Annotated in this window: 15 protein-coding genes; 7 read left to right on the top strand and 8 right to left on the bottom strand. The window is 70.6% G+C overall.

Annotated elements, in window-relative coordinates; genetic code table 11:
• Positions 1–3: 3 nt before the first annotated feature.
• The 3 genes from G3T37_RS01135 to G3T37_RS01145 all read left to right on the top strand — a co-directional run bounded on the left by G3T37_RS01135 (position 4) and on the right by G3T37_RS01145 (position 3,007).
• Complete coding sequence (locus G3T37_RS01135) at positions 4–810, top strand: alpha/beta fold hydrolase (RefSeq protein ID WP_163471643.1); 807 nt, start codon at positions 4–6, stop codon at positions 808–810.
• Complete coding sequence (locus G3T37_RS01140; RefSeq protein ID WP_163471644.1) at positions 810–2,282, top strand: APC family permease; 1,473 nt, start codon at positions 810–812, stop codon at positions 2,280–2,282. Before G3T37_RS01135 ends, G3T37_RS01140 begins: the two co-directional genes overlap by 1 nt.
• Before the next feature lie 131 nt (positions 2,283–2,413).
• Entirely contained in the window at positions 2,414–3,007 is a 594-nt protein-coding gene (locus G3T37_RS01145) for a hypothetical protein (RefSeq protein ID WP_163471645.1), read from the top strand.
• Positions 3,008–3,018: 11 nt separating this feature from the next.
• Here the strand turns inward: G3T37_RS01145 and G3T37_RS01150 are convergent, their stop codons facing one another.
• Positions 3,019–3,915: an ArgP/LysG family DNA-binding transcriptional regulator gene (locus G3T37_RS01150; RefSeq protein WP_163471646.1), complete on the bottom strand. Its 897-nt coding sequence runs from the start codon at positions 3,913–3,915 to the stop codon at positions 3,019–3,021.
• A 70-nt stretch (positions 3,916–3,985) separates the two neighbouring features.
• Between G3T37_RS01150 and G3T37_RS01155 the strand changes: the two genes are divergently transcribed.
• Positions 3,986–4,627, top strand: coding sequence for a LysE/ArgO family amino acid transporter (locus G3T37_RS01155; RefSeq protein WP_163471647.1), 642 nt, complete (start codon positions 3,986–3,988; stop codon positions 4,625–4,627).
• A 29-nt stretch (positions 4,628–4,656) separates the two neighbouring features.
• Here the strand turns inward: G3T37_RS01155 and G3T37_RS01160 are convergent, their stop codons facing one another.
• The 3 genes from G3T37_RS01160 to G3T37_RS01170 are packed head-to-tail and all read right to left on the bottom strand — an operon-like array spanning position 4,657 to position 8,621.
• Entirely contained in the window at positions 4,657–5,700 is a 1,044-nt protein-coding gene (locus G3T37_RS01160; RefSeq protein ID WP_163471648.1) for an LLM class flavin-dependent oxidoreductase, read from the bottom strand.
• A 47-nt stretch (positions 5,701–5,747) separates the two neighbouring features.
• Positions 5,748–7,247, bottom strand: a complete 1,500-nt coding sequence (locus tag G3T37_RS01165; RefSeq protein WP_163471649.1) for a carboxylesterase family protein — start codon at positions 7,245–7,247, stop codon at positions 5,748–5,750.
• Positions 7,248–7,256: 9 nt separating this feature from the next.
• Complete coding sequence (locus G3T37_RS01170) at positions 7,257–8,621, bottom strand: NtaA/DmoA family FMN-dependent monooxygenase (protein ID WP_163471650.1); 1,365 nt, start codon at positions 8,619–8,621, stop codon at positions 7,257–7,259.
• A gap of 125 nt (positions 8,622–8,746) precedes the next feature.
• Here G3T37_RS01170 and G3T37_RS01175 point away from each other — a divergent pair, with 125 nt between their 5' ends.
• A complete protein-coding gene (locus G3T37_RS01175) occupies positions 8,747–9,202 on the top strand; it encodes a VOC family protein (protein WP_163471651.1) in 456 nt (151 codons plus the stop codon).
• A gap of 80 nt (positions 9,203–9,282) precedes the next feature.
• Entirely contained in the window at positions 9,283–10,173 is an 891-nt protein-coding gene (locus G3T37_RS01180) for a cytochrome c oxidase assembly protein (protein WP_241732048.1), read from the top strand.
• Between the two features lie 8 nt (positions 10,174–10,181).
• On the opposite strand, the gene G3T37_RS01185 is transcribed toward G3T37_RS01180, so the two are convergent.
• The 3 genes from G3T37_RS01185 to G3T37_RS01195 form a co-directional block, all read right to left on the bottom strand.
• A complete protein-coding gene (locus tag G3T37_RS01185; protein ID WP_338401141.1) occupies positions 10,182–10,631 on the bottom strand; it encodes an FAD synthase family protein in 450 nt (149 codons plus the stop codon).
• A 71-nt stretch (positions 10,632–10,702) separates the two neighbouring features.
• Positions 10,703–12,226: a lipopolysaccharide biosynthesis protein gene (locus G3T37_RS01190; protein WP_163471653.1), complete on the bottom strand. Its 1,524-nt coding sequence runs from the start codon at positions 12,224–12,226 to the stop codon at positions 10,703–10,705.
• Positions 12,223–13,296, bottom strand: coding sequence for a polysaccharide pyruvyl transferase family protein (locus tag G3T37_RS01195; protein WP_163471654.1), 1,074 nt, complete (start codon positions 13,294–13,296; stop codon positions 12,223–12,225). The genes G3T37_RS01190 and G3T37_RS01195 overlap by 4 nt, the downstream gene beginning before the upstream one ends.
• A gap of 169 nt (positions 13,297–13,465) precedes the next feature.
• Between G3T37_RS01195 and G3T37_RS01200 the strand changes: the two genes are divergently transcribed.
• On the top strand, positions 13,466–14,794 hold the full coding sequence (locus G3T37_RS01200; protein ID WP_163471655.1) for a hypothetical protein: 1,329 nt from the start codon (positions 13,466–13,468) through the stop codon (positions 14,792–14,794).
• On the opposite strand, the gene G3T37_RS01205 is transcribed toward G3T37_RS01200, so the two are convergent.
• Positions 14,742–15,368: an arsenate reductase/protein-tyrosine-phosphatase family protein gene (locus G3T37_RS01205; protein WP_241732050.1), complete on the bottom strand. Its 627-nt coding sequence runs from the start codon at positions 15,366–15,368 to the stop codon at positions 14,742–14,744. The genes G3T37_RS01200 and G3T37_RS01205 overlap by 53 nt on opposite strands.
• Positions 15,369–15,478 lie beyond the last annotated feature (110 nt).

Below are 15,478 nucleotides of genomic sequence, written 5' to 3' on the forward strand. Positions count from 1 at the left end.
GCAATGCCCGTGCTGAGTGCCAATGGAATCGACATGAACTACGCCGTCGACGGCGACGGTCCCGAGACCGTGCTGCTGATCAACGGCCTCGCCGACGACCTGGAGAGCTGGGGGTACCAGCTGCCCGCCCTCCTCGACGCGGGCTACCGCGTCGTGCGCTTCGACAACCGCGGGATCGGCGCGAGCAGCAAACCCGCCGGGCCCTACAGCACCGCGCTCCTCGCCGCCGACGCGAAGGCGCTCGTCGACCACCTCGGCCTCGACGACTACCACGTGATGGGGGTCTCGATGGGCGGGATGATCGCCCAGCGCTTCGCGCTCGAGCACCCCTCGGGCATCCGCAGTCTGACCCTGGCCAGCACCTACGCCGCACCCGGCCCCTTCTGCTCGCGCATGTTCGAGCTCTGGGCGGATACCGCGCGGGTGATGGGCGTGCCGACCGTGATGCGCGACGTGACGCTGTGGGCCTTCACCCTCGAGTTCTTCCAGCGCCGCCACGACGAGCTCGTCGAGTTCGAGACGGCGATGCGCTACATGGATCAGCCCGTGCACGCCTACCTCGCGCAGCTCGCCGTGATCCAGAACCACGACGAGACGGCGAACCTCGCCGAGCTGAGCATGCCGACGCTCGTGCTGACCGGTGAGCAGGACATCCTGATCCCGACGGCGCTCTCCCACGACCTGCACGAGCTCATTCCCGGCTCGGAATGGCGCACCACCCCGGGCGGCCACGGCTGCATCTGGGAATACCCCGACGAGTTCAACTCCGCATTCGTCGGCTTTCTGCGCGACAACGAAAGGACCAACTGATGACCATTCCCTCGGCCGCAGCACCCGACGCGGCCACCCTCGACTCCAAGAAGCTCGGCCTTCTCGGAGTCATGATGCCGGGCCTCGCCCAGATCGCCCCCGCCTTCAACCTGTTCTTCACCACGGGTGTCATGGCCAGTCTCGCCGGTGCCTCCGTGCCGCTCGTCTTCCTCATCAGCATGGTCGGGATGATCGCCACGGGCCTCAGCCTCGCGCAGTTCTCCAGCCTCTACCCGAGCGCCGGCTCCTTCATCACCTACATCAGCCGCTCCCTCGGGCCCCGCGTCGCCACCGCGACCGGCGTCATCGCGATCGTCGGCTACATCATCGCGTTCGGAGGGATCTACATCTTCGTCGGCAGCTACATCGTCGGGCTGCTGTTCCCGGGAGTCACCGATCACGGCAGCGTGACGGCGCTCACGATCGTGACGACCTTCGTCTACGGCGCCATCGTGACCGTGCCCGTGATCCTCGGCCTGCAGTTCGGGATCCGGGTGACGATCGTGCTCTACGTGATCGAGGTCGTTGTGCTGGTCATCCTGAGCCTCGCCATCATCGGGCAGGGCGGTGCGCAGGGCCTGTCCTCGGTGCCGTTCACCTGGCCGAGCGGGAGCGACGGGCAGAGCATCTTCCTCGCCTTCAGCCTCGCGGTGCTGGCCTTCGGCGGCTTCGAGGCATCGGCGCCGCTCGCCGAGGAGACCCGCAACCCGCGTCGCAACGTGCCGATCGCGGTCGTCGGAGCGGTCGTCGTGAGCGGCATCATCTACGTGCTGGGCTCCTACGCGATCGTGACCGCCTTCGGCGTCGACCACATGAAGCAGTTCGCGAGCGACGGCAACCCCTTCGCCACCGCGGCGGGCCGGTTCCTGCCGCTGTTCGTGCCGATCATCGCGGGGGTGTTCCTGGTCAGTGTGACGAGCTCCTACGTCGCCGCCAACACACAGACCTCGCGGGTGATCTTCGCCGGCGCCCGCGGTGGGCTGTGGCCACGAGGGCTCTCGCGCATCTCTCCGCGGTTCGAGACGCCGTGGGTCGCCGCGATCGCCTTCGTGGTGCCGAGCCTCATCATCGGCGCGATCTCGACGGCGTTCACCGATCCCGGCACCGCCTCGGGCTTCCTGGGCACCCTCGGGATCCTCGGCATCGTGATCATGTACATCGTCGCGAACGTCGCTTTGATCGTTCAGTACGCGAAGCTGCGCGCGGCGGGCGTGCGCAAGAACCCGCTGCTGTGGGTCGCGGTGCCGATCATCGGTCTCGTGGTGCTCGCCATCCCGGTCTACGGCGACCTGCACCCCGGCCAGCCCGCGCCCTACAACCTGCTGCCGGCCCTCGCCATCGGGCTCGTGGCGCTCGGCGTCATCTACGCGCTCGTGCTCGGAGCCGCGCGTCCGACCGTCATGGCGAACGCGCCCGCGCTGCTCGAAGGCGCTGAGGCGCTCGAGGGCGACCCGGTTCCGCCGGTCGCCTGAGCCGCAGGCGGGGGCGTGCCGAAACTCGGTGCGCCCCCGCCCGCGCATACTGGAGGCATGCCGGCGCCCGATCATGCGACGAACGGTGGCGCGACCGCGGATCGGGGCTCGCCCCGGGAGGCAGTGGGGCGATGAATGAGGGACTGACCGCGGGCGGCTCCGCCGATGCGCTGGAGGTGGCGCGCCGTGCCGTGAGTGCACTGGAGACCGAGCTGCGGGCCACCGTCGTGCGGCTCGTCGCCGCGGGGGCGCACGACGAGGCACTCGGCGAACTCGTGACCGGGAGACGGGTGTTCGGGTGGGGGCGGGGGCCGGTCATCCGCCCGGTCGGGCGTGCCTGGAGGGTGGGCGTGCTGCTTCTCGACCGCGAGGGGCGGCTCTATCGCGTCGGCGAGGTGACCCGGGCCGTCGAGCCGGGTCGGGCGGCCGTGAACCGATCGCCCGCTGGGGAGGCGCGGCGCGAGCTGCGGCGGATCGCCTCCCGCAGCCCCTTCCCGCCGGGAGAGGCGATCAACCTGGGGTGGCAGCCGCTCGACACCGCGGCGGAGTCGCTCGCCTCAGCCGCGGGCGAGGCACCCGGGCCCGACGCGGGTGCGGTGCGACTGGAGTGCCGCGACGGAGTGGTCATGCTGCGCTGGGACTCCGCGCCCGGGGCGCTCGGGGTCGCTCCGCTCGCGCGGTACCTGCACGACCGCGTCGAGCTCCTGCTCGACGGCGACCGCTGAGGCTGACCGGGTCAGACGAGGTGCTCGCGCGCGGCGTCGCGGATGACCGAGGCGATGAGGTCGATCGCGGCCGTGCGAATCGCCCACTGCTGCCAGAACAGCACGACGTCGATCGCGTGGGCGGGGTCGAGGTCGACGATCTCACCGGCCGCCTCGGCGCCGCCGGACTGCTGATCGGGCAGCATTCCCCAGCCGAGCCCCAGCCGCACCGCGGCGGCGAAGTCGAACGACCCCGGCACGTGGTGGCGCGGCGGGTCGATCCGCCGACGGGAGCGGAGCTGGAGATAGCGATCCTGCAGGGTGTCCTTGCGGTCGAAGACGACCATCGGCGCGTGCGCGAGCGCCTCTGCGGTGACGCCGCCCGCAAACCAGCGGGCCGCGAAGGCCGCGCTCGCGAAGGGGCGATAGCGCATGGTGCCGAGGCGCTCGACGGTGCAGCCCTGCACGGGTCTCGACTCGGTCGTGATCGCGGCGACGACGGTGCCGTCGCGCAGCAGCCGGGAGGAGTGATCCTGATCCTCGCGATGGAGGTCGAGGGAGAGGGAGTGGGGGAGGCGGGCCAGGGCGGGCAGCACCCAGGTGGAGAGGGAGTCGCTATTGATGGCGAGGGGCACGGTCACGGGCATCCCGTCGTTCTGCCCGCTCGGGCCTGAGGTCTCGCTGCCGCGCGTGACCTCGGTGACCAGCGCCTCGATCTGGCGCGCGAGCGTGACGTAGGGGAGACCCGCCTCGGTGGCGGTCGCGGGCTTGCCGCGGGTCACGAGGATTCGTCCCGCGCTCGTCTCCAGCGCCTTGATGCGCTGGCTCACGGCCGAGGGCGTGAGGTGCAGTGTCGTCGCGGCGGCGTCGAAGGAGCCGCCATCGATCACCGCGGCCAGTGCGCGGAGCTGGGCGAGGTCGACCGTCACATTAGCGATTCTAATGCGAGTGATGATTCTTTAGCTGGAATGCAGGGCGAGTGATCCGTACAGTCGACTCATGCCCTCCGGTTCACCGCTCGCCGATGCCGCGCTCATCGCCCTCGCCGGAGCGGGATTCGGATTCTCGCTCATCGTCGCGATCGGCGCGCAGAACGCCTTCGTGCTGCGACAGGGGCTGCGGCGCGAGCACATCGCCGTGGTGATCCTGATCTGCGCCGCGTCGGACGCCGTTCTCATCTCCGTCGGCGTGGGCGGCCTCGGCAGCCTGCTCCAATTGGCGCCCTGGCTGCTGACCGTCATGCGGGTGGTCGGAGCGGGATTTCTGCTCGTCTACGGCGCCCTCGCCGCGCGACGCGCCCTCCGCCCCGCGGTCCTGTCGACGGATGCCTCGGGCGCGCGGGCGTCGACCCTCGCCGTCGCGGGCACCGCCCTGGCGCTCACCTGGCTCAACCCGCACGTCTACCTCGACACGATCGTGCTGCTCGGCTCCGTCGCGGCGACGCACGGCGCGGACCGCTGGTGGTTCGGGGCCGGAGCCGCGCTGGCGAGCGTCGTCTGGTTCACCGGGCTGGGACTGGGCGCGCGGCTGCTGCGCCCCGTCTTCGCCCGCCCCGGCGCGTGGCGGGTGCTCGACGCGCTCGTCGCCGCCGTCATGCTGACGATCGCGGCCACGCTGCTGCTCGGGCTCGCCACGGGGTAGCCGCCCGGGGATGCCGATCGGTGCAGGGATCAGACGAGCGCCGTCGCCGGCTCCCAGCCGATCGCGGGGGCGATCTGGGTGGCCACCGTCTCCAGCAGGTGGGCGTTGTAGTCGACCCCCAGCTGGTTGGGGACGGTGAGCAGGATCGTGTCGGCCGCCAGCACGGCGGGGTCGTCGAGCAGCTCTTCAACGATCCGGTCGGGTTCGCCCACGTAGCTCTTCCCGAAGCGGGCGATCGTGTCGGCATCGAGGTAACCGACCTGATCGTGGCGCTCCTCGCGACCGCGCGCCCCGAAGTAGGCGCGGTCCTGGTCGGTGGTGATCGGAAGGATGCTGCGGCTGACCGAGACGCGAGGCTCCCGCTCCCAGCCGGCCTCCTTCCACGCCTCGCGGAAGATGGCGATCTGCTCGGCCTGCAACTCGCCGAACGACACCCCCGTGTCCTCCGTCAGCAGCGTGCTGCTCATGAGGTTGAGCCCCTGCTCGGCCGTCCACCGGGCGGTCTGGCGCGTGCCGGAGCCCCACCAGATCCGGTCGGCAAGACCGGGGGACTGGGGGAGCACGGGGAGGGGTGCCGTCGTCCCCGTCAGCTGGGGGTTCGCGGTCGCAACGCCCGCCCCGCGGAGCGCGGCGAGGAAGAGTTCGGTGTGAGCGCGGGCGAGGTCGGCGTCGGTCATCCCCTCGGGCGGCACAAACCCGAAGGCCTCCGAGCCGCGCAGCGCCGTCTCGGGTGACCCGCGGCTGACCCCGAGCTGGAGCCTGCCGCCACTGATGAGGTCCGCGCTCGCGGCCTCCTCGGCGGCATAGAGCGGATTCTCGTAGCGCATGTCGATGACGCCCGTGCCGATCTCGATGCGGCTCGTGCGCGCCCCGATCGCGGCGAGCAGCGGGTACGGCGCAGCGAGCTGCCGGGCGAAGTGGTGCACGCGCACAAAGGCGCCGTCGATGCCGAGCTCCTCGGCCGCGACCGCCAACTCGATCGTCTGCAGGAGCGAGTCGGCCGCGGTGCGCACCTGCGACCCCGGAACGGCCTGCCAGTGGCCGAACGACAGGAACCCGATCTTCTTCTTCACGACCGGTGCAACCCGCGGCTCGGCCCCGTCATTCCCCGGATGACCGGCTACGAGCCGCCCTCCGCTGAGTGCAGCGGCACCCAGCCCGCCCACGCGAGGCGGCGGTCCCGGCGCGTGTCCCGCTCCACCCGGTCCACCATGTCGTAGCTCAGGCTCTCGCGTCGCTCGGGGGAGTACCGGGGCCACGCCTCGGGGAGGGTGCCGGTGGCGGCGAAGGTGTACCAGTGCTCGCGCATCCGCTCGCCGACCGCCCGCAGATCGCGCGCGCCGCCGAGCAGCGTGCTGAGGCGGCCGACCCAGCCGCGCTCGCGCTCGAAGACCGTGATGAGGTCGGCCCCGTGGGTGGCGTCGATGCCGAGGAGCCGCAGCAGGGGCGGGGCGTAGTCGAGTCGGTAGAGCCACGCGGGGTGGCGCGCCGAGTGCTGCTCCGCGAGCCGCTGACTGGGGAACCAGAATGCGAAGTCGCCGCCGAAGTCCAGGTCGTCGCGGCGGGTGCCAAAGCGGTAGGCGCGCGCGAAGTGCTCGCGCGCGGCCGGTGGCGTCGCCGCGAGCAGCCCCTCGCGGCGGGAGCGAGTGGTGGCGAGGATCCGCCGCTTGCCCCAGAAGACGGAGCCCTCCCGCCCGGTCGTGCCGATGAGGAGGGGAATGTCGTGCTGGTGACCGCGACGGAATGCCTCGAAGGGATGCTCGGGAAGGTAGGCGCCGTCGACCACAGGGCTGAACGCGAGGTCGCCGGGGTAGGCGTCCGGTACCTCGGCGAACAGCAGTCGCGCGGCGGTGACGAGGGCGTCGGCGGACGCGTCGCGCAGGGCCTCCGCTTCGCGGCCGACGGGAGCCCCGAGCAGTCGCAGGAAGTCGCGGCCCGAGCGGCGCGTGTCGTGGGGCCAGTAGACGGCGTTGCTCGGCGGACTCTGCGCGATCGCCCGGGCGAAGAGTCCCCGTGCCACGGGCGTCGTCATCAAGGTGGTGACGGCATTGCCGCCGGAGCTCTCGCCGTACACCGTGACGCGCTCGGGGTCGCCGCCGAACCGAGCGATGTTGTCGCGCACCCACTCGAGCGCGGCGACCTGATCGCGCAGGCCGAGATTGGTGTCGAAGCCGAACTCGCTGAAGTCGAGGTAGCCGAGCGCATTCAGCCGGTAGTTGAGGGTGACGTGCACGACGCCGCGCCGCACGAACGTGGTACCGCGCCACGGGGAGTCGGCGGGGGAGCCCACGCTGTAGGCGCCGCCGTGGATGAACACCATCACGGGCAGGGAGTCGGCGCCCGACGGCGCCGCGATGTTGAGCGTGAGGCAGTCCTCGCTCCGTGGCGTCGACGGCGCCGCACCGCCGAACGGCCCCTTGCGATCCTGCGTCGCCACCGGGCCGAAGCGCGTCGCGTCGCGCACACCGGTCCACGGGATCACCGGGGCCGGCGCCCGCAGCCGTCTCGCCCCCACCGGGGGAGCGGCGTAGGGCACCCCTCGCCACTCGTCGATGGCGGCGGAGCTGCGGCCGCGAACGACGCCGCCCGTCACCGCCCGGTCGAGTCGATCATCGCTCACGGGGCGAGCCTAGACGGTGGGCCTGAACCCCACCCCCGGATGCCCGGCCTGCAGCCGCGGCGTCGGAGCCCCCGTCAGCATCTCTCGCAGACTCCCGTGGCGGGGATCCGCGGGCAGGAGCCCGCGGTCGCGCAGTCGCGGCATCACCTCGTCGATGAAGTCGCGGTAGGTGGCGATGCCCCCGAAGCTGTGCTCGATGAGGAACCCGTCCACGTCGGTGTCCCGCACGAGGGTTTCGATGTCGGCGGCGACGCTGTCGGGGGTTCCCGTGACCTTGGTGCCGCCGAGGGTGCGGGCGAGGGCGTCGAGAACCGTACCGACGGTCATCCCCTGCCCCTGGTACATCGCGAGGGTCGTCTGCCCGACCTGCGTGCTCAGCTCGTCGACGGGGGTGTCGGGGTCGATGCCCAGCAGGTTCACGCCGCTCCAGCCGAGGTACAGCGCCGCCATGGCGTCGCGGCTCGGCGCCGCGGTGAGGGAGTCGCGGAGGCTCTGCGCCGCGGCCGGCGTCGGGGCTGTGACGACGGAGATGCTGTTGATCACCTTGACCGAGTCGCCGCGGCGGCCGCGGGCGGCGACCTCCGCCCGGATGCGCGCGACGAGCGCCGCGGCCTTCGCCGGGTCGCGCTCCTGGATGAACACGCACTCCGCGATGCGGGCGGCGAATTCGACGCCCCGGGTGGAGGCGCCGGCCTGGAAGAGCGTCGGTGTGCGCTGGGGACCGGGGCTCACCGGAAAGTAGCCGTCGAGGGAGAAGAACTCGCCCTCGTGGCGGATGCGGTGCACGCGCGCCGGGTCGGTGAACACGCGGGCGGCCTTGTCGACGACCGCGGCGTCCTCCGACCAGCCGCCCTCCCAGAGCTGCAGCGCGACGTCGATGAACTCGTCCGCACGGTCGTAGCGGCGGTCGTGCGGCGTCACGCTGCGCAGGCCGAGCAGCTTCACGAGCGCCTGTTGCATGTCGGAGGTCACGACGTTCCAGCCGACCCGGCCGCCCGTCAGGGTGTCGAGGGTGGCGAAACGCCGCGCCAGCAGGTACGGCTGCTCGGAGGTCGTCGACGCGGTCACCACGAATCCCAGTCGATCCACCGTCGCGGCGAGAGCGCTCACGATCGTCAGGGGGTCGTGCACGGGGAACTGCACCGCCTCGCGGATGACCACTTCGGGTACCTCGCCCGCGTCATCCATCGGGTACCCGAGCGCGTCGGCGAAGAACAGGAAGTCGAATCCCGCGGCATCGAGCTCGCGCGCGAGGGACTGCCAGTACGGAAGGGTCGCGAATCCCGCCGGCGTGCTCCGCTCGTGCGGCCAGCCGTTGCTGATGAAGCTCGGCGTGAACTCCTCGAATGCGCCGAGCACGATCTCTTTGGGCACGCGGTACCTTCCCTGTGGTGATGTGCCGCCAGCCTAGGCACTGAATATTTCGGGCTGATTATCTCGCCGGGGCAGCGGGCGCTGATTACGCTGGCGGGTGGGGCGATGCGATCGAGGGAGACAGCATGCAGCGGATCATTCCTTTCCTGTGGTTCGACGATCAGGCGGTGGAGGCCGCGACCTTCTACACGGAGGTCTTCCCGAACTCCTCCGTCACCGGCATCATGGGCCCGGCCGACGCCCCGATGGGAGTCGACTTCGTGCTCGACGGCCTGCGCTGCCGAGCGCTCAACGGCGGCCCGGTGTTCTCGCTCACCGAGGCGTTCTCGATGTGGGTGACGGCCGAGACCCAGGAGGAGATCGACTACTACTGGTCGAGCCTCACGGCGGGCGGCGGCGAGGAGAGCCAGTGCGGCTGGCTGAAGGATCGCTTCGGCCTCTCCTGGCAGATCGTGCCGCCGATCCTCGAGCAGCTGCTCGCCGACCCCGATCCCGGCGCCTCCGGGCGCGTCATGCAGGCGATGCTCGGAATGCGCAAGCTCGTCATCGCCGATCTTCTGGCCGCCCGCGACGCCGCCTGAGCGCTCGCCGCAGCGAGTTGTCGGCGGCACCGGCGTAGCATCGGCTTCGCCCGGGCGCCCACTCCCGGCGGTGAAGGGGGATGACCATGCCCCCGTTCCCCGTCCTCCTCGGCAGCTGGCGGCTCGACCCCGTCGCCCTGACCCTCGCGGCCGTCGCGACCGGCCTCTACCTCTGGGGCGTGGCGCGGGTGCGCGCTCGGGGGCTCTCCTGGCCGCCCGCCCGCACCGCGGCCTTCCTGGGACTCGGGATCGGGTCGTACCTCGTGGTCTGCCTGGGGTTCCTCGGCGCCTTCAGCACTGAGCTGCGATTCGCGTTCAGCACCCGCACGGCCCTCCTGCTGTTCGTCGTGCCCGCGCTGCTCGCACTCGGTCGCCCGCTCACGCTCGCGCGCCGCGCGCTCGACGAGCCCGCCCGCGCGCGAGTGGAGCGGCTGATGGACAGCCGCTTTCTGAGAGTTCTCGGAAGCGCGATGGTGAGCCCGATCGTCGCCGTCCTGGTCTTCTCGGTGTTCCTCACCCCGCTCGCCGGGATTCTCCGCGCGACGGCCGTCGGACAGGGCGTCGTCACTGCGCTGGTGCCCGCGCTCGGGCTCGTGCTGGTCATCCCGCTCATCGAGGCGGGCGGTTCACGCACCGGCTTCTTCGTGACGGTGGAGTTTCTGCTCGCCTTCGTCGAGCTCGTGATGGACGCGATCCCGGGCATCGTGATCCGGCTGAGCGGCGGCATCCTCGACGGGGTGCACACCGCGGTCGGGTCGGGAGCCGCGTGGTTCCCCAGTCCGCTGCGCGATCAGCAGCTGTCGGGCGACCTGCTCTGGTTCATCGCCGAGATCGCCGACATCCCCGTGCTCGTGCTGCTGTTCGTGCGGTGGGCGCGGGTGGATCGCGGGGAGGCGCGCGGCTTCGACCAGTTGAGCGACGAGGAGATGGCGGAGCTCACGAGACAGCACCTCCGCGGTCGGAGGGACTGAGGCCTGCGTCAGTCGGCGGCGGCGCTCACCGGTTCGGCGGTGGCGGTGATCGTGTCGAGAGCCTTGCGCAGCGCGGTGCTCGAGGTGGTGATCGTGTAGGGGAAGTACACGACCTCGACGCCGACCTTCGCGAACTCGCGCTCGAGTCGCTCACCCTTCGCGGTGCCGCGCCAGTCGTCGCCCTTGAAGAAGACGTCGAACTTCAGCTCGCGCCAGACGTCGAGCTTGTCAGGCACGGTCTCGGCTACCGCATCGTCGACGAAGGAGATGTGGCGCACGATCTCCAGGCGCTCGGCGAGCGGGATGACCGGGGTGATGCCCTTGTTCTGGATGAGCATCTCGTCGGAGACGACCCCGGCGATCAGGAAGTCGCACTGGCTCTTGGCGTGCTTGAGGATGTTGAGGTGGCCGACGTGGAAAAGGTCGAAAGCACCTGCTGCATAGCCGATTTTTGTCACTGGTTCGGGTTCTCTCTTCGGGTGAAAGAGCTCGCGGCGCACCATCGGGCGCGAAACTGGGTGCGGCCAGCTTACCGCTTCGCCCGGCGGGAGCGAAGGACCATTGTGCCGATCTCCACCACGCCGAGCACATCGCGGCGGAACGCGGGCACGAACCAGACGACCGCGGCGCCGACCGCGAGAGAGATCAGCACGCTCGCGACGAGCTGGAGGATCTCGGGCGTCGCCGCGAGCATCCGCGTCACGGCGAAGGCCGAGACGGCGAGCACCCCCGCGACCACGATCACGCGCAGCGCACCGGTCACCAGGAGTTTCAGGGGGATGGGCGCCCGTCGGGACAGCCACCAGAGCGACAGCGGCCAGGCGAGCCCCGGGGCGATCGCGTAGCCGGTCGCGACCCCGATGATGCCCCACTGCGATCCCACGACGATGCAGGTGACCTTGATCACAGCGGTCACGATCGAGTAGCGCATGAGGTCGGAGGTGAGCCCGCGCGAGAGGTACACCCAGTAGCCCACGTAGGCCAGCGTCTGGAAGATGCCCGCCACCGCGAGCAGCCGCAGGATGGGGGCCACGCCGATCCAGTGCGAGCCGAGCAGCACCGAGGTGGCCGGGTCGGCGGCGCCCACGACGACGCCGAGCACCACGACGAGCGAGTAGCCGAGAGCGAGCTGACCGCGCGCGACGAAGTCGCCGTAGCGCTTCGTGTCGTCCATGAGGCGCGCGAGGATGGGCAGCGCGACGGTCGTGGTGGGAGCGCGCAATTGCGTCAAGGGGGTCATGAGCAACTGGAAGCTTCGGTTGTAGAGGCCGAGCTGGGTGGCGCCGAAGCGGATTCCGATCGTCAGGGAGTCGACGTTGTTGGCGGCGTATCCGATGAGCTGAGTCACCACGAGGTGACTGCCGAAGGTGAGGAAGGCCCGCATGGGCGCGGTGCGGTCGTAGGCCCGCGGGAGCCAGCCCGCGAAGGAGACGAGGCAGACCAGGAGCGCCGCCGACTGCATGAGCTGTTGCGCGACGAGCGCCCACGCGCCCCACCCGAGCGCGGCGCCGACGATCGCGGAGGCGAGCCCGATGGCGGGGGAGAGCACGTCGCCGGTCGTGAGCTGCATGAATTTCAGTCGCCGGTTCAGATCGGCGCGGTACTGGGTGGCGAGCCCGTTCATCAGGAAGGTCAGCGAGAGCGCTCGTGCGAGCGGCTCCACCTCCGGGTGGCGGTAGATGATCGCGATGAGCGGCGCGGCGAAGAACACGATGGTGGCCAGCACGAGCCCGATGCCGGCGTTCACCCAGAACAGGTTGTCGCGCTGTCCGCGCGAGAGTGTCTTCGACTGGATGGCGGCGGAGGAGAGCCCGAAGTCGCGGAAGATCTCGCCGATCCCGATGACGGCGAGCACCATCGCCACGACGCCGTAGGCGTGCGGTGTGAGGAGGCGCGCCAGCACGACCACGGAGACGACCTGAAGCAGGATGCGCGCGAACTGGCCGCTGAAGGTGATGAGGGCGCCCTTGGCCGCGCGCTCGCCGAGGCCCGGCCCGTGCTGCTGCTCCGGCGGGTCGATCGCGCCGAGCTCGGTGTCGTCCACTCCAGTCATGCGACCGTCTCCAATGCCGTCTCGGCTCGCCCCAACAATTCTTGCGCGCGGATGCCCACCGCGGCGACCTCGGCGCCGAGATCGGTGTCCAGACTCTCCATCACGGCCCGGGTCGGGTCCGGCTCCGACCGCAGGTCGACCGAGTGGCCCCAGCCCAGATCGCCGAGCAGCGGCGCGAACTTCCGGGAGTAGGCGAGCGGCACCGCGGGGGTGCCCACCGACAGCGCGTTCAGGCAGGCGTGCATCCGCGAGCCGATCACCAGCCCGGCGCCCGCGATCACGCTGCGCACCTCGGCGAGGTCGGCCGGAACGATCACCTCGGCGGTGGGAGCGACCGACTCGACGAAGGCGCGGATCGCCGGCACGTCGTTATCGGCCGACGGCGACTCCAGCACGTGCGCGAGCAGCGACACCCGGCGGCCCCGCGCGGTGAGCTCTCGGTACAGCGCGGTGACGGTCTCGCGGTAGACGGTCGCGTCGACGTGGGGGCTCTCCTGCCAGAGGAGTCCGGAGATGTTGAGCAGGACATCCCGTGGCGCCGCCGGCTGCGGTACCGGCAGCGCGAAGACGACGTCGGTCGTGAGCACGTCGACGGGGCGACCGAGGCTCTTCGCGTACTCGGCGCTCGCCGAATCTCGGGCCATCGTGAGAGCGGCGCGCTTCATCGAGAATCGACCGATGGCGCGGCCCTGGCGGGTCGTGAACGGCCCGATGGTCTGAGGGCCTAGCACGACCGGCGTCCCCGCCTCGCTCGCGAACTCAGAGACGGCCGACATCGTGCGGAGCCGGCCGATCCCGTAGATGTCGGCGAAGCTGTCACCGGCCCGGGTGTCGACGATCAGATCGAAGCCGGCGAGCCAGTCCTTCATCCCCGCGGCGTTCGTCAGCCGTTCCCTGACGATCGAGCGGATGCGCCCGATCGGCAGGTGCGGATTGCGCTGGCCGAAGTTCTGGTACACGACATCGGCGTAGGGCCAGATGCGGGTCACGAGGGCCGCGGTGCCCGAGGCGAGCACGCGCACGCCGAGGTTGGCCGACTTGTCGTCGGACCACAGGATGAGGACACGCATTGGGATACTCCGGCATTCTCGGGCGAATGGGGTGTTGGTGCAGGCTCTCAGACGTCTGTAGCATGCGGGGGACAGGTGGGTTAGGTCCGTCGTGTGCGCAACGATACACGAGCCGCATTTCGAGCGGATGACAGCTCTCCCGCCGCTCACCATCCGAGAGGGGACGGACATGGCCGCCAGCACGCTGCCCGTGCGCACCCTCCGGCCCGGCTCGGTGCTCTACGCCGACACCCGCCTCGACGACATCACGGTCTGGATCATGCGGCTGTCGGTCGCCCTCGTGGGCGCCCGGATCGCCCTGCCGCACAGCCTCGACGGTCGCTCGCTGCTCGCCCTCGCCCTGCTGCCCTGGTGGCTTCCGATCCTCGGCCGATTCGTGGGCGGTCGCCTGACGATCGGCGTCGGAGTGCTCGGCGTGGCGAACGGCCTCTGGCTCGCGGCTCTCTCCGCGAGCGACCACAGCATCAGTCAGACCGACCTCCGCACCGACGTGGTGCGCTTCGCCGGGCTCGTGGCGGGTGTCGGGGTGGTGCTGTGGGCGCGAACCCGGATGCGCGACTCCAGCATGTCGCTCTGGTTCTCGCTCGGCCTCTTCATCGGCATCTACCCCTTCGACCCGCAGTTCTCGAGCAACCCCTGGAAGTTCGGGATCGCCGTGCCCACCATCGTGCTCGTGCTCGCCGTCGCGGAGCACCGGCGAGCGCGCTGGCTCGAGGTGCTGGGACTGCTGGCGCTCGCGGGGGTCTGCGCGATCAAGGACTCGCGCTCGGAGTTCTCCATCCTCCTGCTCACCCTCGTGCTCGTGGTGTGGCAGCTCCGCCCCGGCGACCGCAGTCGTCGCAACTCGGCCGTCTCCGTTCTGGTCACGATGGCGGGGCTCGCGCTCGTGGTCTTCGCGGTCGGCCAGCAGCTCATTCTGAGCGGCTACCTCGGTCAGGCGGCGCAACAGCGCTCACAGGCCCAGATCGACTCCTCGGGGTCGATCATCGTCGGCGGGCGACCCGAACTCGCCGCCACCCTCTCGCTCCTGCAGACCCACCCGCTCGGCTTCGGCTCGGGCGTCGTGCCCAACCTCGGCGACATCGTCACGGCGAAGGAGGGCATGTCGGCGATCGGCTACCAGCCCGACAACGGCTACGTCGAGAACTACATGTTCGGCGGCCACATCGAGGTGCACTCGATCGTCGGAGACGTGTGGGCGCGCTACGGCTGGGTCGGGGTTCTGTTCCTCGTGCTCGTGCTCGTGTTCGCCCTGCGCTCGGTGGGATCCCGGATCGGATCGCGCACCGCGCCCGCCCTCGTGATCTTCGCGACCGTGAGCTTCGCCTGGAATTTCGCCTTCGGACCGCTGCTCAGCTCGACACCGCTGATCATCCTCTTCGCCGGCCTCGCACTCGATCGGCGCGTGCCGCCCACGACGGAGGGTCTCGTGGCCCCGGCGGGGCTCAGGCCAGGTTCGCGCGGAGCCAGTTCGCGAGTTGGTCGCTCGACGCGCTGACGACGCCGAGGGCCGACTTGTGGGCCCGCGCGTTCACGTTGTGACCGTCGGGAATGGTGAGGGCGTCGGCGGCCGACTCCTTCGTGCGCCGCTCGAACCAGCGATGCTTGCGCTCGATCGGGTGGGCGAGACCGCGCGCACCGTCGAGGCGGGCGACGAGCTCCTCGAAGCTCTCGCCGAGCGAGGGAAGGGCGATCCCGGCGCCGATCCGCTCCCGGCGCGAGGAGTCGATCGCTTCGGTGAGCGTGGCGGCCTCGATGAGGGTGAAGGTGCGGGAGCGCGCCGCGGGCGAGAGTCTCGCGACGGACGCGCGCTGCTTGAGCTCGGCGGTGAGGATGAGGTCGGCGCCCTCGATGAGCTTCGCGCTGAGGGGTCGCGCCACGTGCGTCTGGGCGAACTCGTTGTCGCCGAGCTCGGTGGCGACCACCGGGCAGATGTGCTGACCGGCCGTCGCGCGGGTGCCCGCGCTGCGCAGCTGGATCGTGTGATTGCGGTTCAACTGCTCCGCCAGGAGCGCGTGGGCGAAGGGCGAGCGGCACACATTGGCCGTGCAGACTACGAGGACAGAGGGCAAATCGTCACCGCCGGATTCAGGAGGAGTGCACAGGTCAGCACTCCCGATGATAGGGGGCGTTCGAGGGACCCTCGCACAACCGGTACTATTCTCGCCAAGCCACCTGTGCC

It is taken from the genome of Galbitalea soli, from assembly GCF_010686725.1.
In the GTDB taxonomy this organism is placed as follows: domain Bacteria; phylum Actinomycetota; class Actinomycetes; order Actinomycetales; family Microbacteriaceae; genus Galbitalea; species Galbitalea soli.